3 protein-coding genes are annotated in these 25531 nt (G+C 64.5%); all 3 read right to left on the reverse strand.

What is annotated here, in order from left to right; genetic code table 11:
* Window position 1: 1 nt before the first annotated feature.
* The 3 genes from macA to ACLBW8_RS27180 are packed head-to-tail and all read right to left on the reverse strand — an operon-like array spanning window position 2 to window position 25385.
* Complete coding sequence (gene macA, locus ACLBW8_RS27170) at window positions 2–1144, reverse strand: macrolide transporter subunit MacA (protein ID WP_447806767.1); 1143 nt, start codon at window positions 1142–1144, stop codon at window positions 2–4.
* Entirely contained in the window at window positions 1141–12477 is an 11337-nt protein-coding gene (locus tag ACLBW8_RS27175) for an amino acid adenylation domain-containing protein (protein WP_447806768.1), read from the reverse strand. The genes macA and ACLBW8_RS27175 overlap by 4 nt, the downstream gene beginning before the upstream one ends.
* Window positions 12474–25385 carry an amino acid adenylation domain-containing protein gene (locus ACLBW8_RS27180; protein WP_447806769.1) on the reverse strand — a complete coding sequence of 4304 codons (12912 nt, stop codon included), beginning with the start codon at window positions 25383–25385 and terminating at the stop codon, window positions 12474–12476. Before ACLBW8_RS27180 ends, ACLBW8_RS27175 begins: the two co-directional genes overlap by 4 nt.
* Window positions 25386–25531 lie beyond the last annotated feature (146 nt).

The raw sequence follows: 25531 nt of genomic DNA on the forward strand, positions 1-25531 counted from the left end.
GTCAGCTCCCCGCCACAGCGGGCGTTGCGTCGCCGATCACGACCTTGTCGCCCTCGGCCAGGCCCTCCAGAATCTGCACTTTGACGTTGTTATTGATCCCGGTCTTCACGTTGCGCGACACCGCCTTGCCCTTGGCATCCAGCACGCGCAGCGGGTAACTGCCATCGGCGTTGCGCGCACCGAGCGCCGCCACCGGCACCATCAATGCGGCCTGGGCGGTGTCGAGCACGATGCGTACCTGCGCAGTCATCGCGATGCGCAGGCGGTGTTCGGGGTTGGGCACGTCGAACAGCGCGTTGTAGAACACCGCGGTGTTTTGCTTGGGTGTACCGGCCGTCTGGGTTTCGAGGAAGTTCTGCGGCGCCGGCTCAGTGCCGCGCAACTTGGCGTAGTAGCGCTTGTCGGCCTCACCCAGGATGGTGAAATACACCTGCTGGCCGGGGCTGATATGGATTACATCCGCTTCGGACACTTGAGCCTTGACGGTCATGGTGTCCAGGTCCGCCAGCTTGAGCAGCACCGGTGCCAGCTGGCTGGCGATCACAGTCTGGCCTTCCTGGGTGACGATGCCCACCACATCGCCGTCGATGGGCGCGACGATACGGGTGTAGTCCAGGTTGACCTTGGCGGTGTCGATCTGGATATGCGCGCTTTTTATCTGCGCATCCAGGGACAACAGGTTGGCCTGCTGCACCTGGAACGTCGATTCGGCGTCTTCGAAATCCTGGCGCGAGACCGACTCGTCAACCTGCAAGCCTTTATAGCGCTCGTAAACCGACTTGGCCTGTTTGAGTTGAGCGGCCGTGGCACGGCGCTGGGCCTGCAGGTTTTCCTCGTCAACCTGGGCTTTGCGCAGGGTATTCTGCAGGATCAATGGGTCGATTTCGGCAAGCCATTGGCCCTTTTTCACCTTGTCGCCGACTTTGACTTTGAGGGATTTCAATTGGCCGGAAACCTGGGAGCCGACATCCACTTGCTTGACGCCTTCCAGCACCCCCGTGGCCAATACAGCGTTTTCGATGTCACCCCGTTCGGCCGTAGCGGTCAGGTATTGCGGGGCATCGGCGGGTGCTTGCACCGTGTAGACGACCAGACCGGCCGCGATGGCGACTGCCAGGAACACGCCTGTTTTACGAAATTTCACGAAACCACCTCCCCAATCACCACACCTTCCAGCCACCACTGCGCAAGCCCGTGAACATTCGGGGCCTTGAGCAACGTGAAGTGATTCCCGCCGCCATACCAAACCTCCAGGCCACTGCCCTGACGCCGCCAACCGTCGATCATTAACCCCTGCTCCCGTTGATTGCCCGCCGCATCCAGCGCCGGGTCCTGCGCCAATACCAATCGCACAACCCCGTGGTAGCGCTGAGTCGGTCGATACACCGTGCGCAAGGCTGCGGCATACGTGCGTGCGGGCCCCGCCATCGCGTCCACACTGGCACGCGCCGGCAACAAACCAACCGCGACCATACCGGCGTGAAGCCACTGGCGCTGCGCCACTTCATCGCGCCCGGCAAACGCCACAGGGTCGATGTCCAGGGACTTTCCGGCGGACAACTGCATGGCTTCAATCAACCGCAACAACGCCGCCGTCGACGTATACGGCCGCCCTACCACGCCATTGCCCCCCGGCGACTCACTGTCGATCACCGTCAACGACGCCACCTCTCGGCCCATCGCCTGCAACCGCACGGCCATCTCCAGCGCGACCCAGCCGCCGAACGAATGCCCGACCAGATGCACCGGCCCGCGCGGGCACTCCTGCTCCAGCGCCGTCAGATAACACTGGGCTGCCGCTTCCACCTGGCTATGGGGCACCGCCTCGCCATCCAAGCCTCGTGGCTGCAACCCGAACAGCGGCCAGTCGCGCCCCAGCGCTTCACTCAATCCGACAAACCCGGTGACGCTGTCCCCCGCCCCAGGTACACAGAACACTGGCGCATACCCCGCCCGCCCACTCTGAATGCGCAACAGCGGCTGATGCACCCCTTCCTTCACCGCCGAACCTGTCGCCAGCGCCTCGCTCATCGCACGGCCCAACGCCTGAATGTGCGGCGCCTGCATCATGCTCTGGTGGTCCCCTGGCACGTCTATCCGGCGCAATTGCCCAGGTGCCAACGCATCCTCCCAACCCAGCGAAACACTGCGCCGCGACAACTCGGTGGGCCGCTCCATGGCGCTGAAGAGCTGCACCGGCACCGGCAACGCAAACACGCTGTAATGCGCCAGCGCATGCCCATGCCCCACTTCCCGCTCGATAAAGCTCAAGAGGTCCGCGTCCGTAGCCGCTGCCATTTGCGCGTATAGCAAACCTTCATCGCGACAGCGTTGCAGCAGAGCCGCAAAGTCCAGCTGTCCAATGCCCGCCTCCAACTGTTCAAGGCTCGCCAGCTCATCCACACCTCCCTGTGCTTTCCAATACGCTGTGCACTGCAACAACAAATGCCGCTTCAGGGCATCCGGCCCGCTCCAGCGCGCCTTGCCCTGGTCGGTCATGCGCGGCACGTAACTGTCGATCAAACCGAGGAACTCAACCGCTTCATCCAGCCCCAGCAATTGCATCGCCACTTCATACGCCAGCACGCCGCCGAACGACCAGCCCGCCACACGGTAAGGCCCATGGGGCTGAACGCTGCGTATCAGGCCGACCAGGCGGGCCGCCAGGCCTTCCATGGTGTTCAGGTGCGCCTCACCGAGTGCCAGGCCCGCCAGGCCATAGATCGGATAATCACCGGGCAAGTGTTGGCCCAGTGCCGGGAAGTACACGTCCATGCCGCTGAATTCGTGGATCAGGAACAGCGGCGGCTGCGAGCCGCTGCTGCGCACCGTTATCAATGCACTGTCACGCACCACCGGTTCATCCGTGCGCTGGCGCAGCATTGCGGCCACGCTGGCGACGCTGGCGTGCTGGAACAACTCGGCCAAAGACACCTGCAGGCCCGCTTCATCCATCAGGTTGACCAGTCGAATCGCCAGCAATGAATGCCCGCCCAGTTCAAAGAAACTGTCGTGTCGCCCGACCTGTTCCAGCTTCAAGACACCGGCCCACAGCTGTGCGAGGGTGTCTTCCAACCCGTCGGCAGGCGCTTCAAAATCGCGGTGGGTAAAGGCGTCCAAGGCCGGCAAAGGCAAGGCTTTGCGATCGACCTTGCCATTGGCCGTCAGCGGCAAATGCGCCAGCGGCACATAGGCCGACGGCAGCATGTAGTCCGGCAACTGGCCGTGCAGGTGCGCACGCACGTTGTCGATGCCAACAGGCGCGGCCGCCCAGGTGAAATACGCCACCAGGCGCTTGTCACCCGGCACGTCCTCACGCGCCAGCACCACCACGTCCTGGATGCTCGCAAAGCTCGCCAGGCGTGCTTCGATTTCACCCAGTTCGATGCGAAAGCCGCGGATTTTCACTTGGTCGTCATTGCGCCCGATACATTCCAGCAGGCCATCCGCCGTCCAGCGGCCAAGGTCGCCGGTGCGGTACATCAAGGCGCCCGCGTTGAACGGGTCATCGACAAACTTTTCCGCCGTCAGCTCCGGCCGGTTCAAATACCCCTTGGCCACACCGTCACCACCGATGCAAATCTCACCGGTCACACCCAGCGGCACCGCCTGCAATTGCGCATCCAGCACATGGATTTGCGTGTTGGAAATCGGCCGCCCCACCGGCACGCTTTCAGCGTCATACGCGATAGCGCGCACTTCATAAGTGCTGGCGTAGGTGGTGGTCTCCGTCGGCCCATAGCAATGCACCAGGCGCAAGGCGGGCGCGCGGGTCAGCAGGGTGCGGAACGCCGCCGGGTCGGCACGTTCGCCACCGCACAACAGCACGCGCAAGCCGGCCAGCGCATCGGGAATCATCTGCACGTACTGGTTGAACAGCGCCGTGGTGACGAAGAGCACCGTCGCCCCGCTCAACGCCCGACCGAAAGCCGCCGGCTCGAGCAACGTCGCGTGGTCGATCACCTGCACCTGGCCGCCGTTCAGCAGCGGGCCCCACACGTCCATGGTGCTGGCGTCGAACGCCGGGTTGGAGGCAAACGCCACGCGGTCGGCGGCATTGAAGTCGGCGTAGCCGTTGTTAAGCACCAGGCGCGTGATACCGCGATGGGGCACCAACACCCCCTTCGGCGTGCCGGTGGAACCGGAGGTGTACATGATGTACGCCACGCTGTCCGAGGACTGCGACAGGTCCGGGTTATGGCTCGGTTGAGGGTCAAGCGCCAGGGTGTCCAGGTCGAGGCGCCGGGCCGGGTACTCGATGGCGGCATCGCTGCGGGTAATGACCCAGGTCGCGCCGCTGTCATGCACCATAAAGCCCTGGCGTTCGGCGGGCGCGTTGATGTCCAGCGGCACATAGGCAGCGGCGCATTTGAGGATCGCCAGTTGGCTGACCAGCAGGTCCAACGAGCGCGGTAGCAAGATCGCCACGTTATCGGCAGGACGCACGCCCAGGCTCAATAAGTGATGAGCCAGGCGATTGGCGCGAGTGTTCAGTTCGCCGTAACCGAGCACTTGCTCGCCGTGCAACGCCGCCAAGGCATCCGGTCGTGCCTGGGCCTGGGCTTCGAACAGGCGCTGCACCGTGTGTTCGCGGGGAAACGCCCGGGCGGTAGCGTTGAAGTCCGCCAGCTGTTGGCGCTCAGCGATCGGCAGGATCGGCAGGCAGCCGATGGCGATTTCGCGATTGTGCTCCAGCGCCTCCACCACCTGTTCAAGTGCAGTGTGCAGGTAGTCACACAAACGTCGGGCGCCCGGCCCCATGGCTTCAAAGCGGAAGCCATCGCCCAGGTCATCCACGCTCACCGACAGCCCGTAACTGGTATGTTCCTCGGCCTTGAGCAGCTGAATGCCCTGCCATGCCGCCGCCACGCCACCGGCTTGCGGCGCGCTGTGACGGTAGTTGAACAGCACGCTGAACAACGGCGTCGCCACCGGCACCTTACTGCAACGTTGGGCCAGCGCCAGCGGCGCATGTTCATGGCTGAGCAGTTGGGTCAGCCGTGCATGGGTTGCACGCAGCGCCGTACGCACTGAGTGTTGGCCCAGGTCGACCCGCAACGGCAAGGTGTTGATAAACACGCCCATGGCCCGTTCGGCGCCTTCGCCCCCTTGCAGGCGACCGAGCATCACCGTGCCAAACACTACCTGTTCGCGACCGCTGACTTTGCCCAGTACATGGGCCCAGGCCATATGCATCAGGCTGGCGGCGCTGACACCCGATTGGCGCGCCTGGGCACGCAGGCGCTGGCTCAATTGAGGCTCAATTGCCCGCTGAACCTTTTCATCGGCGCCCAGGTTTGCGACCTCGGTTGGCTCGTCGATCTCACCCAGCATCTCGCGAAAGAAGGCCTCGTGATCATCAAGCCCCAAGCGAGTCTGGGCCACATAGTTGCGATACGGCACCGCCGCGCCCAGTTCTTTCTCTTGCCCCAACAGAAACGCCTGCATTTCATGCTGCAGGATTTCCAGCGCAATGTGGTCCATCACCAAGTGATGGAAAAGCAACGTGGCGACCACTCGTTGCGGCTCCTGTGTATACACCAGGCGCATCAAGGGGGCTTGGGCCAGGTCCAGGCGCTGCGGCAACGGGCCTGTTTCGACGCTTAACGAGGCCTCACGCCAAACCACCTGCACCGGCTCTTCCAGACCGTCCCAATGGAAGGACGAACGCAGGATGTCATGTCGCTGAATCACCGCCTGCAACGCCCGGGCAAAGGCTTGCAGGCGCAGCGGACTGTCAAAGGCAAACTGCGCCTGCAGCAGATAAGCATCACCGTCGAGCACGGCGCGATGGTGATAAAGAATGCCCGCCTGCAACGGTGCCAGCGGGTAGATGTCCTGCACATTCGCCGCACCGCCGGGGATGCAGGCGACAATGCGCTCGATGGCGGCCTGGTCCAACGCGATCAGCGCGAGCATGTCCGGCGTGATATGGGCGCAATCAGAGGCAATGCGATTGGCCGGTACCGCGACTTCGCGACCGCCACCCAGCGCCGCAGCCAAGGCGGCCAGTGTCGGCTGACCAAACAGCACTTTCACATCCGCCGACAACCCGAGGCGGCGCATCCTGCCCATCAGGCTGACCGCCAGCAATGAGTGCCCGCCCAGTTCAAAGAAATTGTCGTGACGGCCCACGCGTTCCACATTGAGCAACTCGGCCCACAGGCTGGCCAGGCTGATTTCCGTATCGCCTTGCGGCGCTTCGTACTCGCGCACCACCACCGAATCCAGGCCCGGCGCCGGCAGGGCCTTGCGGTCGAGCTTGCCATTGGGGCTCAACGGCAGCCCCTCCATGTGCACGAAAATCGCCGGCACCATGAACTCAGGCAGGTGCTGCAGCAGATGGCTGCGCAAATCGTCGATGTCGCTGTGAGTGCCGGTGTAATAGGCGACCAGCCGCTCTTCGAGGGCCACCACGGCGGCTTCGTTGACCTGAGGATGCTCCAGCAGCCGCGCCTGGATTTCGCCCAGCTCAATACGCAAACCACGGATCTTCACCTGGTCGTCATTGCGCCCCAGGTACTCGAGAGTGCCGTCGGCCAGGTAGCGGCCGACGTCACCGGTGCGGTACATCCGGCCGTGGGTAAACGGGTCGTCGAGGAAACGCTCGGCGGTCAACTCCGGCCGGTTCAGATACCCCCGCGCCACTTGCACGCCACCAATGAACAACTCGCCCACCACGCCCAACGGCACCGGCTGCAACTGGCTATCGAGCACATACATGCGTGTATTGGCGATGGGTTTGCCGATGGGCGTATTGTCCGGCGTCACCGCGCCTGCGCAGTTCCACGCCGTCACATCCACAGCGGCTTCGGTCGGGCCATACAGGTTATGCAGCGCGCTGCCTGGAAGCTGTTGTTTAAACCGTCGCACCAGGCTGCCCGGCAAGGCTTCACCGCTGCACATCACGCGTACCAGCCCGGCGGCCTGAGTCACATCGCCGTGGGCGAGGAACACATCGAGCATTGAGGGGACGAAATGCAAGGTGGTGATGTGTTCGGCCGCAATCACTTCGCACAGGTAAACCGGGTCTTTATGCCCGCCCGGGCGCGCCATCACCAACCGTGCGCCGGTAAACAGCGGCCAGAAGAACTCCCACACCGACACGTCAAAACTGAAGGGGGTTTTCTGCAGCACCGTGTCCTGCGCCGTGAGCCCATAGGCGTCCTGCATCCACAGCAGGCGGTTGACCACACCGGCATGGTCGTTGATCACGCCTTTGGGCTGGCCAGTGGAGCCGGAGGTGTAAATCACATAGGCGCTCACGCCCTGGACACCGAGGTTGTCGACCGGTTGATGCTGCCAGGTCGGCTGGTCCAGGTCGACCACCGCCACCTCGCCCAGCAACCCACGCGTAGCGCCTTGGGCCAGGACCACTGCCGGTGCGCTGTCCTGCAACATGTAGGTAATGCGTTCGTGTGGATAGGCCGGGTCCAGCGGCACATACGCCGCGCCAGCCTTGAGAATCGCATACAAGCCGATGACCATCTCCAGGCCCCGCTCGACGCAGATCGCCACGCGCGAATCCGGCTGCACGCCCAGCGCCCGCAGGTGATGGGCCAACTGATTGGCCTGCGCGTTCAGCTCGGCATAGGTCAGGTGCTGCTGGCCCGCCTTGATCGCCATCGCGTCCGGCGTGCGCGCCACCTGCGCTTCGAACATCCCGTGCAAGGTCTGCTCAAGGTTGTAACTGACGGCGGTGGCGTTGAAATCGAACAGTAAATGCTGCCGCTCACGTTCACCCACCAGCGGCACATGCTCCAGCACCGCCTGGTCGTTATCGACCATGGCCTGCAGCACGCGGGTGAAGTAGCCGACATAACGCTGCACGGTCGATTCATCAAACAGTGCCACCGCATATTCCAGTGCGCCGAGAATGCTGCCCTGCACTTCGCCGAGGTTCAGCGACAGGTCGAACTTGGCAAAGTGGCTGTTCTCGACGATACCTTCCAGGGCCAGATCACCCAGCGCGAGGATCGGCGCGCTGCTGTCCTGCCAGGTCAGCAGCGTCTGGAACACCGGGCTATGGGCCAGGCTGCGCACCGGCCGGGTGATTTCCACCACCTGTTCGAACGGCAAGTCCTGATGGGCCTGGGCTTGCAGCGTGAGCGCCTTGACCCGCGCCAGCAACGCCTCGGTGCTCAACTCGCCCGACGTGTCGATGCGCACCGCCAGGGTGTTGACGAACAGGCCGATCAACCCTTCGATTTCGCTGCGGTTGCGGTTGGCCACCGGCGAGCCGATCACCAGATCGTGTTGCCCGGACAGCCGCGCCAACAGCGAGGCCCAGGCGGTCATCAAGGTCATGTACAGCGTGGTGCCGTGGCGTTGGCTCAAGGCCTTTAGCCCGGCGGTGAGGCGTTCATCCAGGCGCACGTCGACGCTGCTGCCGGCATAGTCCTGCTGCGCCGGGCGCGGGCGGTCGGTGGGCAGTGTGAGCAAGGCCGGCGCACCGGCCAGGGCTTGCTGCCAATAACTGCTTTGGCGCTGCAGCACTTCACCACTGAGCCACAAGCGCTGCCACACGGCAAAGTCGCCGTACTGAATCGGCAACGGCGGCAACGGGTCGGGCCGGCCGTGGCTGAAGGCTTGATACAGCGCCATCAGTTCGCGGGTCAGCACGCCCATCGACCAGCCATCGGAGACGATATGGTGCAAGGTCAGCAACAGCACATGGTGCTCGTCCGCCATCACCACCAGTCGCCCGCGCAGCAACGGGCCGCGCTCCAGGTCAAACGGCGCCGAGGCCTCGCCATGGATCAACGCATCCAGCGCCTGTTGGGGTTGCGGGTGACGGCGCAGGTCCTGCACTTGCAAGGGCAGCACGTCTTCGGCGGGCACGATCAGCACATGGGCGTCGTCGCCGTGCTGGGCAAAACGACTGCGCAGGGTTTCGTGGCGCGCGACGATACGCGCCAGCGCCCGTTGCAAGGCCTCGACATGCAACTGCCCACGCAAACGCAAGCCGATCGGGATGTTGTAGGCCGTGTTGGCGCCTTCCATCAGCGCCAGAAACCACAGGCGCTGCTGGGCGAAGGACAGCGGCACAGCTTCATCACGGTTGGCCGGGAGGATGTCCGGCAACGTGCTGCGACCCGAGCGGGCCAGCACCTCGGCGACCGCCGCCAGTTCTGCATTGGCAAACAAGTCGCCGAGGTTCAGTTCAACTCCCAGGCGCTGGCGCACTTGCGACACCATGCGCATCGCCAGCAGCGAGTGCCCGCCCAGTTCAAAGAAGTGATCGCGGCGCCCGACACGCGCTACGTGCAGCACATCGGCCCAGATCTGGGCGAGCACGCTTTCGATCTCGCCCTCGGGCGACTCGTATTCGCGGGTAAACACGGCCGCCCTATCGGGCGCCGGCAGGGCTTTGCGGTCGAGTTTGCCGTTGGCGGTCAGGGGCAGCGCGTCAAGCTTCACATAGGCAACCGGCACCATGTAGTCCGGCAGGTGCGCCACCAGATGGGCGCGGATATCATCGATGGCCAGCGGGTCGAGCTGAGCATTTTCAGTGAAGTAGGCCACCAGTCGATCCTCACGGACCAGCACCACGGCCTCCTGAATCCCGGGCAACTGGTTGAGCTGGGTTTCGATCTCGCCCAGCTCGATGCGCACGCCACGGATTTTCACCTGATCATCATTGCGCCCCAGGTACTCAATAGTGCCGTCCGGCAACCAGCGCGCCAGGTCGCCGGTACGGTACATGCGGCCCGCATTGAACGGGTCTTGCAGGAAACGTTCGGCCGTCAGTTCCGGGCGATTCAAATAACCGCGCGCCACGCCCTTGCCGCCTACATACAGCTCACCGGCCACCCCCAACGGCACTGGCCGTTGTTGTTCGTCCAGCAGGTACACCGTGGCATTCGCGACGGGTTTGCCGATATGCAACGGCTGGCCAACCTCGACCTTGCCGGAAGTGGCAACCACCGTGGCCTCGGTTGGGCCGTAGTTGTTGATCAACTCGAAACGCTGGGCACGTGCGAACTGACGCAGGCGATCGCCGCCAATCAGCAAGGTGCGCAGCGTGGGGTGTTCGATCTGTTGGCTGAACGCGTACTCGGCCACCGGCGTGGGCAGGAAGCACACGTCCAGCGGCTGCGCGCACCACCAGGCCAGCAAGGCGTCGATGTCTTGCGCCCCGTCATTGGCGGGCGGCAGGTGCAAGGTCGCGCCGACACACAGTGCCGGCCACACTTCCCAGGCCATCGCATCAAAGCCGAAACCGGCGACGCTGGCAGTGTGGCGCCCGGCACACAGGTCAAAGGCACGGCAGTGCCAGTCCACCAGATTGGCCACCGTGTGGTGTTCGACCATCACGCCTTTGGGCAGGCCGGTGGAGCCGGAGGTGTAGATCACATAGGCGAGGTTCGACGGGGTCGCGGCGGCCTTGGGGTTGCCGGCCGAATGGTGCTGCCAGGTGAAGCGGTCCAGGTTGATCACCGGCACTTCAAGGGCGGGCAGGCGTTCCAGCAGTGCGTGCTGGGTCAGCACCGCCACCGGGGCGCTGTCGGTCAACAGGTAGTTCAAACGCTCGGCCGGGTGGGACGGGTCGACCGGCACATAGCAGGCTCCGGCCTTGAGGATCGCCAGCAACCCGGCCAGGGTGTCCAGGCCACGTCGGGCGACGATGGCCACGCGATCGTCCGGTTTGACGCCCAGCGCCAGCAGGTGATGGGCCAGCAGGTTGGCTTGCTGATTCAGCTCGGCGTAAGTCAGTTGGCGGCCCTGGTGCACCGCTGCGATGGCCTCGGGCGTGCGGGCGGCCTGGGCTTCGATACGCCCGTGCAATGTGGTGCCCTGCGGGAAGTGGGCCTGAGTGGCGTTGAACTGCTCCAGCAGTTGTTGTTGCTCGGCGGCAGGCACCACCGACACGAGGTTAAGCGCCGTATGCGGCGCTTGCTCCAGCGCGGTCACCAGGTTTTCCAGGGCGGTTTGCAGGTAGGCGCAGACGCGCTGCGGGTCGACCAAGGTGCTGGCGAGCAGGCTCAAGCCGAAGCCGTCGCCGAGGTCATCCACACTCAACGTCAGCGGGTAGTTGGTGCGTTCTTCGGCGCTGAGCGCGACGATCCCTTGCCAGGCCGATACCGCCGCGTTACCGGCCGCCGGCGCACTGTGACGGTAATTGAGCAGGGCGCTGAACAGCGGCGTCGGCGCCACCACCCCGCTGCAACGCTGGGCCAGCGCCAAAGCGGCGTGCTCATGGCGCAGCAAGGTGGTCAGCCGTGCGTGGGTGGCCTTGACCCCGGTGCGCACGTCCTGGCCATCCACGTCCACGCGAAACGGCAGCGTGTTGATGAAAATCCCCAGCGCCCGATCAGTGTCATGGCTGCCTTGCATGCGGCCCATCAGGACGGTGCCGAATACCACCTGTTCTTTGCCGGCCAGTACCCCCAACACCTGAGCCCAGCCCAGGTGGAACAGGCTGGCGGCACTCACGCCGAGTTGCCGGGCTTGCGCGCGCAAGCGCTGCCCCAACACCGGCGCCAATGGCAGGCTGACTTCAGCAATGCCCCGGGCATCGCCCTGCACATCCTGCAAACCAAACGGTAAGGTCGGCTCGCTGATATCGCCGAGCATCTGGCGGAAGAAACCTTCGTGTTCCTGCTCGCTGATGCCCAGTCGCGCCTGGGCCACATAGTTGCGAAACGGCACGGCCTGGCCCAGCGCTGCGCCCTGCCCCAGCAAGCACGCCTGCAGTTCGTGGCACACCACTTCGAGGGCGCTGTGGTCGAGGGCCATATGGTGGAACAGCAAGGTGGCAACGATGCGCTGATTCAGCGGGTCTTCGGCACGAACCAGGCGCAGCAGCGGCGCCTGCGTGACGTCGAGTCGATAGTGGCGGGCGTCGAACAGCGCGTGCAGTTGCGCGGCGATGTCGCCGTCGGCAGGGTTCAGTTGAAGGGCCTGCACCGGCAGGCGCGCCTGGCGCCATACCACTTGCGAGGGTTCCTGCAAGCCGTCCCAGACCACGCCGGTACGCAGGATGTCGTGGCGGTCCATCACGGTTTGCAAGGCCTGGGCGAATGCCTCGAAGCGCGCCAGGTTGTCGAACGCAAACTGCGATTGCATCACATACGGGTCGCCCTGTTCGGCGCTGACGTGGTGGAACAGAATGCCTTCCTGCAAGGGCGCGAGCGGGTAGATATCCTGGATATTCGCCACGCCGCCATCGACGGTCGAGACGATACGGTCGATCTCGTCCTGGCTCAGCGTCGACAAGGTCAGCATGGCGGGTGTGATGCGCTCGGCACCCGCCGGGATAGCATTGGCCGGCACTTCGACTTCACCGGCCTTACTCGCCGAATACTCCCCGGCCTGGATCAACGCGATCAGCGCGGGTTTGTATTCACGCAACGCGGCAAGGATCGCCGGGTCGCTCAGCGCTTGTTTATTGCCTTGTACCGACAACTGCTCGCCCTTGAGCGCCAGTTGGATGTCCTTGGTTTTCAGCGTCGCCAACAGCTCAAGAATACTCACAGGACGATCTCCATTCGTTCGGTTATGGCGGCGTAGCCGGCCAGGGTCGGCTGTTCAAACAACGCCCGCACATCGGCTTCCATGCCTTCCTGGCGCAGGCGTCCGATCAAGCTCACGGCGAGCAGCGAATGCCCGCCCAGTTCAAAGAAGTTGTCATGGCGCCCTACCCGCTCCACCTTGAGCAGTTCCGCCCACAGCTGCGCGAGGAGGATCTCGGTGTCACCTTGCGGCGCCGCGTACTCACGCACGATCAGCGCCTCCATGCCAGGCGCGGGCAAGGCCTTGCGGTCGAGCTTGCCGTTGGGGCTCAGGGGCAACGCGTCAAGGTGCACGAACAGCGCGGGCACCATAAAGTCCGGCAACTGAAGCAACAGGTGGGCGCGCAGGTGTTCGATGTCGGCCGGCACACCGGTGTAGTAAGCCACCAGGCGATCTTCGCGGGCCACCACCGCAGCTTCCTTGACCTGCGTATGCTCCAGCAGTCGCGCCTGGATTTCGCCCAGTTCGATGCGCAAACCGCGGATCTTCACCTGATCATCGTTGCGGCCCAGGTACTCGATATTGCCGTCGGGCAAGTAGCGGCCGACGTCACCGGTGCGGTACATACGGCCGCCCGTGAAGGGGTCTTTGAGGAAGCGTTCGGCGGTCAGCTCAGGCCGATTCAAGTAGCCGCGCGCCACTTGCACGCCACCGATAAACAGCTCGCCGACCACCCCCAACGGCACCGGCTGCAACTGTGCATCCAGCAGGTACATGCGCGTGTTGGCAATCGGCTTGCCGATGGGCGTGTTGTCCGGCACGTCGGGGCGTGCACAGTTCCAGGCCGTCACATCAACGGCCGCTTCGGTCGGGCCATACAGGTTGTACAGGCCGATCCCCGGCAGTTGTTGCTTGAAGCGCCGCACCAGGCTGCCCGGCAAGGCTTCACCGCTGCACATCACGCGCACCAGCCCGGCGGCCTGGCTCACATCGCCGTGGGCCAGGAACACATCGAGCATCGACGGCACAAAGTGCAGCGTGGTGATGTGCTCCGCTGCGATCACTTCGCACAGGTACGCCGGTTCCTTGTGGCCACCCGGACGCGCCATCACCAGGCGTGCGCCGGTAAACAGCGGCCAGAAGAACTCCCACACCGACACGTCGAAACTGAAGGGGGTTTTCTGCAGCACTGCGTCATGGGCTTTGAGGCCGTACGCGTCCTGCATCCACAGCAGGCGGTTGACCACGCCAGCATGCTCGTTGATCACGCCTTTGGGTTGGCCGGTGGAACCGGAGGTATAGATCACGTAGGCCTGATGCTGGGCGGTGAGGCCCGGCACGTGGGGGTTGGCTGCGGGCTGGTGTTGCCAGGTGTCCTGGTCCAGGTCGAGTACCGGCACGTCGCCGAGCAACTCAACGGTTGCGCCCTGCGCCAGCACCACCACGGGCGCGCTGTCTTGCAGCATGTAGGCAATACGCTCCGCTGGGTACGCCGGGTCGAGTGGTACATAACCGCCACCGGCCTTGAGGATGGCAAACAGGCCGATGACCATGTCCAGGCTCCGTTCGACGCAGATACCCACACGCGAATCCGGCTGCACGCCCCGCTCGCGCAGGTGATGGGCGAGACGGTTGGCGCGTGCGTTGAGCGCCTGATAGGTCAGGTGCAGGTCACCGGCTTTGACCGCGATGGCGTCCGGCGTGCGCTCGACCTGGGCTTCGAACAGGCCGTGCAGGGTCTGCTCGAGGTTGTAGTTCACCTCCGTTGAGTTGAATTCGACCAGCAGTTTTTGCCGCTCGTCATGGCCTAGAATCGGCAAGCGATTGAGCGGCTGATGCGGCGCCTGCTCCAGGGCTTCGACCAGCCCGGCCAAGGCTATTTGCATATAGCCACACACCCGTTGCGCGTCGATTTGCACCAGGGCGGTGACCTCGTAGCCATCGCCCAGGTCATCCACGTTCAAGGTCAGCGGGTAGTTGGTGCGCCCGTCGTTGACCAGGGTTTGCATGCCTTCCCAGGCCTGTTGCGCATCTGCCGATTGAGTCGCGGCGCCGCGATGGCGGTAGTTGAGCATTGAGCTGAACAGCGGCGCCGGTGCCGCCACTCCGCTGCAACGCTGCGCCAGGGCCAGCGATGCGTGCTCATGCCCCAGCAACGCGGTGAGTCGGGCGTGGGTCGCACGCACCGCAACGCGGGCACCTTGCGCGTCGATTTCCAGGCGCAGCGGCAAGGTATTGATAAAGACCCCCAGCGCCCGGTCAGCGCCCTCGCCGCCTTGCATGCGGCCAACCAGCACCGTGCCGAACACCACGCTGTGACGCCCTGACGTGGCCGCCAGCACTTGGCCCCAGGCCAGGTGGAACAGGCTCGCCGTGCTCACGCCGAGCAAACGGGCCTGGGCGCGCAGGCGGCGGTTGAGGTCGCTGTCCAGGCGCAGGCAGTGTTCTTCGATTTCGCTGCCGTCGCCGCGCACATCCTGCAAGCCGAACGGCAAGGTGGGTTCGTCCACATCACCGAGCATCTCGCGAAAGAAGCGTTCGTGTTCCTGTTCGCTGACGCCCAAACGCGCCTGGGCCACATAGTTGCGGTACGGCATCGGCGCCGCCGTGGGGGCCGGGTGACCGAGCAGATAGCCCTGCATTTCGCGCAGCACCACGTCGAATGCGGTGTGGTCGAGGGCGATATGGTGATAGAGCAGCACCACCACGACACGCGCGTTGGCCGGGTCATCGGCATACATCAGGCGGATCAGCGGCGCCTGGCTGATATCCAGGCGGTAGCGCCGCGCATCGAAACGCTCGTGCAGACCGGCCAGTACATCGCCTTGCAAGTGCAGCGCCTGCACACTCAGCTCGGCCTCGCGCCACACCACTTGCAGCGGTTGCGCCAAGCCCTCCCACACCACACCGGTGCGCAGGATGTCATGGCGGTCGATGACCTTTTGCAGCGCCTGGGCAAAGGCATTCAGGCGCTCCACACTGTCGAAAGCCAGGTGCGATTGCAGCAGGTACGGGTCACCCTGCTCGGCGGTGATGTAGTGATAAAGAATGCCTTCCTGCAACGGCGCCAGCGGGTAGATGTCTTGCACATTGGCGGCGCCACCGGGGACGCAGGCGACCACCTGATCAATCGTCGATTGGTCGAGTGTCACCAGCGCGAGCATGTCCGGGGTGATGCGTTGGCAGTCGGCGGCGATGCGGTTAGCCGGTACCTGCACTTCGCGACCACTGCCCACGGCGGCGGCCAGGGCAGCGAGCGTTGGCTGGCTGAACAGCACGCGCACATCAGCGCTGAGGCCGACCTGGCGCATGCGCTCGATCAGGCTGACGGCCAGCAGCGAATGGCCACCCAGTTCGAAGAAGTGATCGTGACGGCCGACTTGCTCGACCTGCAACACCTCGGCCCAGATACGCGCGAGGGTGGTTTCCACCTCACCTTGAGGTGCCTCATAGTCGCGGCTCAGCAACGCCGCTTGATCGGGTTGCGGCAGGGCCTTGCGGTCCAGTTTGCCGTTGGCGGTCAGGGGCAGCGCGTCTAGCTTGACGTAGGCTGCCGGCACCAGCGCGTCGGGGAGCTGATCGCGCAGGTGCGCGCGCAGGGTGTCAATCGCCAGCGGGTACTGTTCGGTGAACCAGGCGATCAGACGGCCCTCGCGCACCAACACCACGGCTTCGCCAATGCCGTCCAGTGCAGCCAGGCGGCTTTCGATTTCGCCCAGTTCGACACGCACGCCGCGCACTTTGACCTGGTCATCATTACGGCCCAGGTACTCGATATTGCCATCGGGCAACCAGCGCGCCAGGTCGCCGGTGCGATACATGCGCCCTGGGTTGAACGGGTCTTGCAGGAAGCGTTCGGCGGTCAAGTCCGGGCGGTTCAAATAACCCCGCGCCACGCCGCTGCCGCCCACATACAGTTCGCCGGCCACGCCCACCGGCACCAGGCGCCGTTGTGCATCGAGCAAGTACGCGCTGGCATTGGCGACCGGCCGGCCGATATGCAGCGCCTGCCCGGCGCGCACACGGCCAGAGGTGGCGACCACCGTGGCTTCGGTCGGCCCGTAGTTGTTGATCACGGCAAAGCGCCGCTCTTGAGTGAACTGGCGCAGGCGGTCGCCGCCGATCAGCAGGATGCGCAGGGTCGGGTGTAGCAGGTTCTGGCTGAACGCGTATTCGGCCACCGGCGTCGGCAGGAAGCTCACGTCCAGCGGCTGCGCCAGCCACCAGGCGAGCAATTCGTCGATGTTTTCATTCCCGACATTGGCCGGCGGCAAGTGCAGCGTTGCACCTGAACACAGCGCGGGCCAGACCTCCCAGGCCATGGCGTCGAACCCTGCACCGGCGACGCTGCTGGTGTGGCTGCGCGCATCCAGGCCGAAGGCTTCGCAGTGCCAGTGCACCAGGTTTTCCACGGTGCGGTGTTCGACCATCACGCCTTTGGGTTGGCCGGTGGAGCCCGAGGTGTAGATCACGTAGGCCAAATGGGCCGCAGTCAGGCCGGCGAGCTGAGGATTGCTCACGGCAAGGTGTTGCCGACTGTCGTCAAACAGGTCCAGGCTGGCGACTGCGCCTAACAGCTCGCGGGTGCTGGCTTCGGCCAGCACCGCCACCGGCGCACTGTCCTGCAACAGGTAAGCGATACGCTCGGCGGGATACGCCGGGTCGATGGGCACATAACCGGCGCCGGCTTTAAGAATGCCCAGCAGCCCGACCAACATCTGCGGGCCACGACGGCAGCAGATCGCTACCCGATCATCCGGCTGTACGCCCAGCGCCAGCAGGTGGTGGGCCAACTGGTTCGCGCGTTGGTTGAGCTGCTGATAGGTCAGGGATTCGCCGTCTTGCTGCACGGCAATCGCGTGGGGCTGGCGTTCGACCTGGGCTTCGAAGGCACCCTGAACGGTCTGACCGCTAGGGAAATCGGCGGCGGTGGCGTTGAACTCACGCAGCAGGGTGTCGCGTTCTGCCGGCGGCAGCATCTGCAACTGATTCAGTGCGGTGTTCGGTGCCAGCTCCAGTGCCGCGACCAACTGCTCCACGGCGCTATGCATGTAACCACACAGGCGCTGGGCGCCGATCTGCGGCAACGCCAGTACGGTCAAGCCAAAGCCTGCACCGAGGTCATCGACGCTGAGGGTCAGCGGGTAGTTGCTGCGCTCTTCGCCGCCCAGCAGTTGCACGCCTTCCCAAATACCGTGGCCGTCGCGGGCCATTTCGTCGGGGGTGCTATGCCGGTAGTTGAGCAAGGCGCTGAACAGCGGGACCGCGGCCGGGACGCCGCTGCAACGCTGAGCCAGCGCCAGGGACGCATGTTCGTGCCCCAGCAAAGCGCTCAAGCGTGAATGGGTTGCCTTGAGCGCACTCGCGGCGCCGCCCGCCACATCAACACGCAGCGGCAAGGTGTTGATAAACATACCCAACGCGCGGTCCGCGCCATCGCCGGCCTGCAGGCGGCCCATCAATACGGTGCCGAACACCACGTCGTCGCGCCCCGACACCCACCCCAACACTTGAGCCCAGGCAAGGTGCATCAGGCTGGCCGCACTGACGCCCGACACACGCGCCTGCTCACGCACCCGCAACGCCAACCCCGCGTCCAGGGGCTGCTCGGCCTCTTCGATATCACGGCCGTCACCCTGCACATCCTGCACGGCAAACGGCAGGGTCGGCTCATCGACATCGGCGAGCATGTCGCGGAAGAACTGCTCATGCTCAGCCACGCTGACCCCCAGGCGCGCCTGGGCTACGTAATTGCGGAACGGCGCCGCCACCGGCAAGGCATCCGCCTGATTGAACAGAAACGCACGCATCTCCTGGCCAACCACTTCCATGGCGGTATGGTCGAGCGCCAGGTGGTGGAACAACAGGATGGCGGCGACCCGATTATTCGCCGGGTCGTGGGCGTAGACCATGCGCAGCAGCGGCGCCTGGGTGATGTCCAGACGGTAATGACGGGCGTCAAAGCGCGCATGCAGTTGTTCAATGATGCCGCCGTCGGCCGGGTCCAGGGCGACTTCCTGAACCGTCAACTGTGCTTCGCGCCAGACCACTTGCACCGGGCTGTCCAGGCCTTCCCAGACCACGCCGGTGCGCAGGATGTCGTGACGCGCCACGACCTGTTGCAGCGCGCCCATAAAGCCGTGCAGGCGCTCAAGGCTGTCAAACGCCATGCGCGATTGCAGCAGGTACGGGTCGCCCTGCTCGGCGCTGATGTGGTGATACAGAATGCCTTCCTGCAACGGCGCCAGCGGGTAGATATCCTGCACATTGGCCGCGCCGCCAGGAACAGTGGCGACGATACGCTCGATAGCGCTTTGGTCAATGTCCAGCAGCGTCAACATCACCGGGGTGATACGCGTGCAGCCCGATGGAATGCCATTGGCCGGCACCACGATCTCGCGCCCGCTGCCAACCGCCGCCGCCAAGGCCGCGAGGCTGGGTTGGCTGAACAGCACGCGCACATCGGCACTCAGGCCGACCTGGCGCATGCGTTCGATCAGGCTGACTGCGAGCAACGAATGCCCACCCAATTCGAAGAAATGATCATGGCGCCCGACGCGCTCCAGCTTGAGCACGTCCTGCCAGATCTGCGCCAGCAGGGTTTCCACCGCGCCTTCCGGCGCCTCATAGCCACGGCTGAGCAACGCACTCTGACCCGGCACCGGCAGGCCCTTGCGGTCGAGTTTGCCGTTGGCGGTCAGCGGCAACAGTTCCAGCCAGACATAGGCCGACGGCACCATGTAGTCCGGCAACCGGCCTTGCACGTGGGCGCGCAGCGCTTCGATTTCCAACGGTGCCTGGGCGGTGTAGTAGGCCACCAGGCGTTTATCGCCAGGCTCGTCTTCGCGGGCCATTACCACCGCATCCTTGACGCCAGGGATGGCGGCCAGGCAGCTCTCGATTTCACCGGGTTCGATACGGAAACCGCGGATCTTCACTTGCAGGTCATTGCGCCCCTGGTACAGCAAGTTACCGTCGGCCTGCCAGCAGGCCAGGTCGCCGGTGCGGTAAAGCTGGCCTTCACCGAAGGGGTTCGGAATAAATTTTTCGGCGGTCAGTTGCGGCTGGTTCAAGTACCCCTTGGCCACGCCCGCACCGCCGATATACAGCTCGCCGACCACGCCCAGCGGCAGCGGTTGCTGGCGCGCATCCAGCACGTAGGCCTGAGCATTCGCAATCGGCCGTCCAATCGGGACGCCGCCCGCGCCCGCCGCGCTGATTTCAAACGTGGTGGAGAACGTGGTGGCTTCGGTCGGCCCATAGCCGTTCAACAGGTGTTGGGGTTTGCCGTGTTTGAGCACACGGCCGATCACCAGCGGGTCAAGCACGTCGCCGCCGACAATCAGGTAACGCAACTGACGGAACACCGGCAACAACGCATCAGCGTATTGATGGAACAGGCCCGCGGTCATCCACAGCACGCTGACCGCTTGCTCTTGCAACAGCGAGGCAAACGCCGCTTGCGACAACAGCACCGCATGCTCGACCACCACCACGCAACCGCCATTGAGCAACGGCGCCCACACGTCGAGGGTGCTGGCGTCGAAGGCCGGGTTGGAAGCGAAGGCCACACGGTCGCGCTCGTTGAAATCGGCGTAGCCGTTGTTGAGCACCAGGCGCGAGACCGCGCAGTGTGGCACTTGCACGCCTTTCGGTGCGCCGGTGGAGCCGGAGGTGTACATGATGTACGCCACGCTGTGCGACGACTGGACCAGGTCGGGATTGCGCGGTGACAGCGCATCCAGGTTCAGGTCGGCCAGGGCATTCAGCACGTGGCGCGCACCGCTGTCCTGCACCATGAAGGCCTGGCGCTCGACCGGGGCGTTGACATCCAGCGGCACATACACCGCCGCGCACTTGAGGACCGCCAGTTGGCACACCAGCAAATCCAGGGAGCGTGGCAGCGCAATCGCGACGCTTTCGCCCGGTTGCACGCCTTGGTTGATCAGGTGATGGGCCAGGCGATTGGCCCGGCGGTTGAGGTCGCGATAACTCAAGGACAATGCACCATGCACCGCCGCCACGGCTTCGGGACGGGCCAGCGCCTGGGCTTCGAACAGTTGGTGCACGGTGAGCTGCGACGGGTATTCGCGGGCGGTGGCATTGAAACCCACCAGCACTTGGTGGCGTTCGGCTGCGGGTAAAATCGACACCGCCTGCAATGCCGTGGTCGGCGCTTGTTGCAGCGCGGTCACCAGGTGGGCCAACGCGGTGAGCATATAGTCGCCCACGCGCTGCACATCCAGTGTGGCCACGCCTTGTACGGTGAGCGCAAACCCTGTGCCGAGGTCATCGACGTTCAGCACCAGCGGGTAATTGCTGCGTTCTTCGGAACTGAGAATTTCGATACCGGAGGTGGCGAACGGGCTCTCTCCCGGCGCGTCCCCGGCCGCGCTGTGGCGGTAGTTGAGCAGCGTGCTGAACAACGGCAACGAACCCGGCACGCCACTGCAACGCTGGGCCAGTGACAGCGAGGCGTGCTCATGCCCCAGCAACTGCGCCAGGCGTGCGTGGGTGGCGCGTACGCCGGCTTGTACACTGGTCGCGCCGAGGCTGACCCGCAGCGGCAAGGTGTTGATGAACATTCCCAGCGCACGGTCGGCGCCCTCGCCGCCTTGCATACGGCCGAGCAGCACGGTGCCGAACACCACGTCTTGCTGGCCGGAAACTTGCGCCAACACCTGGGCCCAGGCCAGGTGCACCAGGCTGGCGGTACTGACGCCCAGTTGCCGCGCCTGTTCGCGCAGGCCTTGGCTGAGGGCCGGGTCCAGCGGCAGGTGAGCGTCGACGATACCGCTGCCGTCGCCATTGACATCCTGCAAACCGAACGCCAGCGTCGGCTCGTCGATATCGCCGAGCATGTCGCTGAAGAAGGCTTCATGCTGCGCCTGCGTAGTACCCAGTCGCGCCTGGGCCACGTAGTTACGGTACTGCACCGCGTCCGGCAGTTGCGCGCTGCGACCGGCCAGGCTTGCGCTCATTTCTTCCACCAGCACGTGCAAGGCGGTGTGATCGATCAGGATATGGTGCAGCAGCAGAATGCCGACGAAGCCATCCTGCTGCTGGGCGTAACCAAAATGCATCAGCGAGGCGCGGGACAGGTCGAGGCGATAGTGGCGTGGGTCGAAGCGTTGTTGCAGCTGCGCCAGGGCATCAACACCCTGTACGTCGATGCGCTCAACCGCCAGCGGCGCCTGGCGCAAGACCACTTGTACCGGTTCATCCAGGCCTTCCCAGAGAATGCCGGTGCGCAGGATGTCGTTGCGTTCTATGACGCTGTGCAACGCACGGACAAACGCATCCAGCGCTGTTTGGTCGGCAAAGCTGAATTGCACCTGCAACACGTAGGGGTCGCCCTCGGTGGTTGCCAGGTGGTGATAAAGAATACCGGCCTGCAACGGCGCCAGGCCGTAGATGTCCTGCACGTTGGCGATGCCACCGGGCACGGTGCGCAGGATATGGTCGATAGCGGCCTGGTCCAGCGCCACCAACGGCAGCATGTCAGGGGTAATGTGGGCGCTCGTTGGCGCGATCAGGTTGACCGGCACCTGTACGTCCCGCTGCCCGCCCACCGCGCCCGCCAGTGCAGACAGCGTGGGTTGACCGAACAGCACGCGCACATCAGCGCTCAAGTCCATCTGGCGCATGCGCTCGATCAACTTGACCGCCAGCAGCGAGTGGCCGCCGAGTTCAAAGAAGTTGTCGTCGCGGCCCACCTTGTCGAGCTTCAACAGCTCCTGCCAGATACCGGCGATGGCGGTTTCAATCGCACCTTGCGGGGCGGCATAGTCACGCCGCGCCAATGCATCGGCATCCGGTGCGGGCAAGGCCTTGCGGTCGAGCTTGCCGTTGGTGGTCAGCGGGAACTTATCCAGCAGCACGAAGGCGCTGGGCACCATGTATTCGGCCAGGCTCAGCAGCAGGTGGTCGCGCAGTTCGGCGGCGCTGACTTCGTGCTCGGCAATCACATAGGCTACCAGGCGTTTGTTACCCGGCTCGTCCTCACGGGCGATCACCACGGCGTCACGCACGCCGTTGGCGGTGGCCAGGCGTGCTTCGATTTCACCCAGCTCGATACGGAAACCGCGGATCTTTACCTGGTCATCGTTACGGCCCAGGTAGTCGACACTGCCATCGGCCAACAGGCGGCCGAGGTCGCCGGTCTTGTACATGCGCAGGCCGGTGGCCGGGTCGGCCAGGAAGCGCTCGGCGTTAAGCGCATCACGGTTGAGGTAACCGCGCGCCACACCAGCGCCGCCGACGTACAACTCGCCGACCACGCCAAACGGCAGCGGCTCGCGATGCTCGTCCAGTACGTAGAGCTGCAGGTCGGGAATACGCACGCCAATCGGGCTTACGCCGACCAACTGCGCATCCGCCGCCTCCAGCGCGCGATATGTGACGTGCACGGTGGTTTCGGTGATGCCGTACATGTTGACCAGTTGCGTTCCGGCGTTGATCGAGCGGCTGTACCACGGCTTGAGCATGCCGGGTTCCAGCGCTTCGCCGCCGAAAATCACCTGGCGAAAGGAATGCGACTGAAGGCTGTTGCCCTGCGCGGCGATCAGTTGCCGGAAGGCACTGGGCGTCTGGTTGAGGATGCTCACGCCCGCTTCGCAGAGCAGCGTGTAGCACTCATCCGGCGAGCGGCTGACCAGTTGCGGCACGATCAGCAACTGGCCACCGTGCATCAGCGCGCCCCAGATTTCCCACACGGAGAAGTCGAACGCGAAGGAATGGAACAGCGCCCACACATCGTTAGGGTTGAAGCCGAACCACTGCTCGGTGGCCGTGAACAACCGCGCCACCTGGCGGTGCTCGATCATCACGCCTTTGGGCAAACCGGTAGAACCTGAGGTGTAGATCACATAGGCCAGGTTGGCCGGGCTGAGGTTGACCCGCGGGTTGACGATGGACTCACCGCGCACGCTGTCGAGGTCAATCGACAGCCGGTCGCCGACCAAATGGCGAGTGGTGGCTTGCACCAGCACCGCCAAGGGTTCGCTGTCAGCCAGGGTGTAGGCGATGCGCTCCAGCGGGTAAGCCGGGTCGATGGGGACATAACCGGCGCCCGCCTTGAGGATGCCCAGCAGGCCGATGATCATTTCCGGGCCGCGCTCCACGCAGATCGCCACACGGCCATCCGGGCGAATGCCTTGGGCCAGCAGGCGGTGGGCGACCTGGTTGGCGCGTTCATTGAGTTGGCGGTAGGTGAGGCGCAGGTGTTCGAAGCGCAAGGCAATGGCGTCGGGCTGGGCGGCGGCGTGGGTTTCGACCTGGTGGTGGATCAGCGCGGTGTCGGTGTAGTGCGCGGGGCTTTGGTTGAGGCTGTGCAGCAGGTGGTGACGCTCGGCATCGGGCAGGATATTCAGGCCGCTCAGCAGTTGATCCGGTCGCTGCTCCAGGGCATCGGCCAGGCTTTCCAGCGCGGTATGCAGGTAACCGGCAACGCGTTGCGCGCCGATGGATGCATCCACCATTACCGTCAACGCAACGTCTTCACCCAGGTCATCCACGTTGACCGTTAGCGGGTAGTTGGTGCGCTCTTCGGCGCCCAGCACCTGAATGCCTTCGGCAACCTCAATCACCGCGGCCATGTCGGTGGCGGCGCTGTGGCGGTAGTTGAGCATTGCGCTGAACAGCGGCGTCGGAGCCGCCACACCACTGCAACGCTGGGCCAGTGCCAGGGAGGCATGTTCGTGATTGAGCAAGGCGGTAAGGCGCGCGTGGGTGGCCTTGACCTCGGCGCGCACAGCCTGCGCGCCCACATCCACGCGCAGTGGCAAGGTGTTGATGAACATGCCCAAGGCCCGCTCACCGCCCTCGCCCGCGCCCATGCGGCCGAGCATCACCGTGCCGAACACCACCGACTCGCGACCCGAGACCACGCCCAATACGCGCGCCAAGGCCACGTGCATCATGCTTGCCACGCTCACGCCAAGCGGTCGCGCCAAGGTGCGCAGGCGACGGCTCACGGCGCTGTCGACGAGAAGGCGCGCCTCATCAATACCCTGCCCGTCTCCCCGCACATCCTGCAGCCCGAACGGCAAGGTCGGCGCATCGATATCCGCCAGCATCTCGCAGAAGAACGCCTCATGCGCCTGCTCGCTGACGCCGTGGCGCACTTGGGCGATATAGCTGCGAAACGCCACCGGCTCGGCGGCGTGGGCTTGCTGACCGGCCAGGTACAACTGGATTTCATGGCGCACCACGTCGAGCGCAGTGTGGTCGAGGATGGTGTGGTGAAACAGCAGCATCGCCACCACACGCTGGTTGGCCGGGTCGTCGGCAAACACCAGGCGCAGCAACGGCGCCTGGCCCAGGTCCATGCGGTAAGTGCGTGCATCGTAGCGCGCCAGCAGTTGCGCCAAAGCATCACCGCCGTTCACGTGCGCTTCTTCGCAGGCCAGGGTTGCCTTGCGCCACACCACTTGCAGCGGCTCGTCGAGGCGCTCCCAGGCCATCGACGTGCGCAGGATATCGTGGCGGTCAATGACCCATTGCAGCGCTTGCGCAAACGCATCCAAACGCGCGCGGTTGTCGAATACAAACTGCGCGTGCAGCACGTAGGGATCGCCCTGCTCCGCCGAGAGATGGTGGTAAAGCATGCCCTCCTGGAGCGGCGCCAAGGGGTAGATGTCCTGCACATTCGCCGCACCGCCGGGGATGGCGGCGACGATACGGTCGATGGCCGGTTGGTCGAGGCTGACCAGGGGCAGCATGTCCGGGGTGATGCGGTAGGCCGGGCTCAGCCAGTCACCGCCATGCTCGGCCACCCACTCAAGCAGGCGGGGTTTGTGGGCAATCAGTTGGTCCCACAGCGCGTCATCCAGCGCTTCGTCGTCGCCCAGGATGATCAGGTCGCCCTCTTCCAGTTGCAGACGGATCGCATGGGTGGAAATCGCTGCCAATAATTCGCTGAACTGCATGGGGGTAACCTGCCTGATAAGTCACGGTTGAGGAGAAAGTCCGTTTTCAGCTGCCGCTTGGATCGGGTGTGCTGGGCGCCCTGAAAAAAATCGCGGGCGCAGCCGGGGGCCTGGAGAGGCTTCCGGCAGGCTTGGAAAATTAAGGG

It is taken from the genome of Pseudomonas sp. M5A4_2d (genome assembly GCF_053345295.1).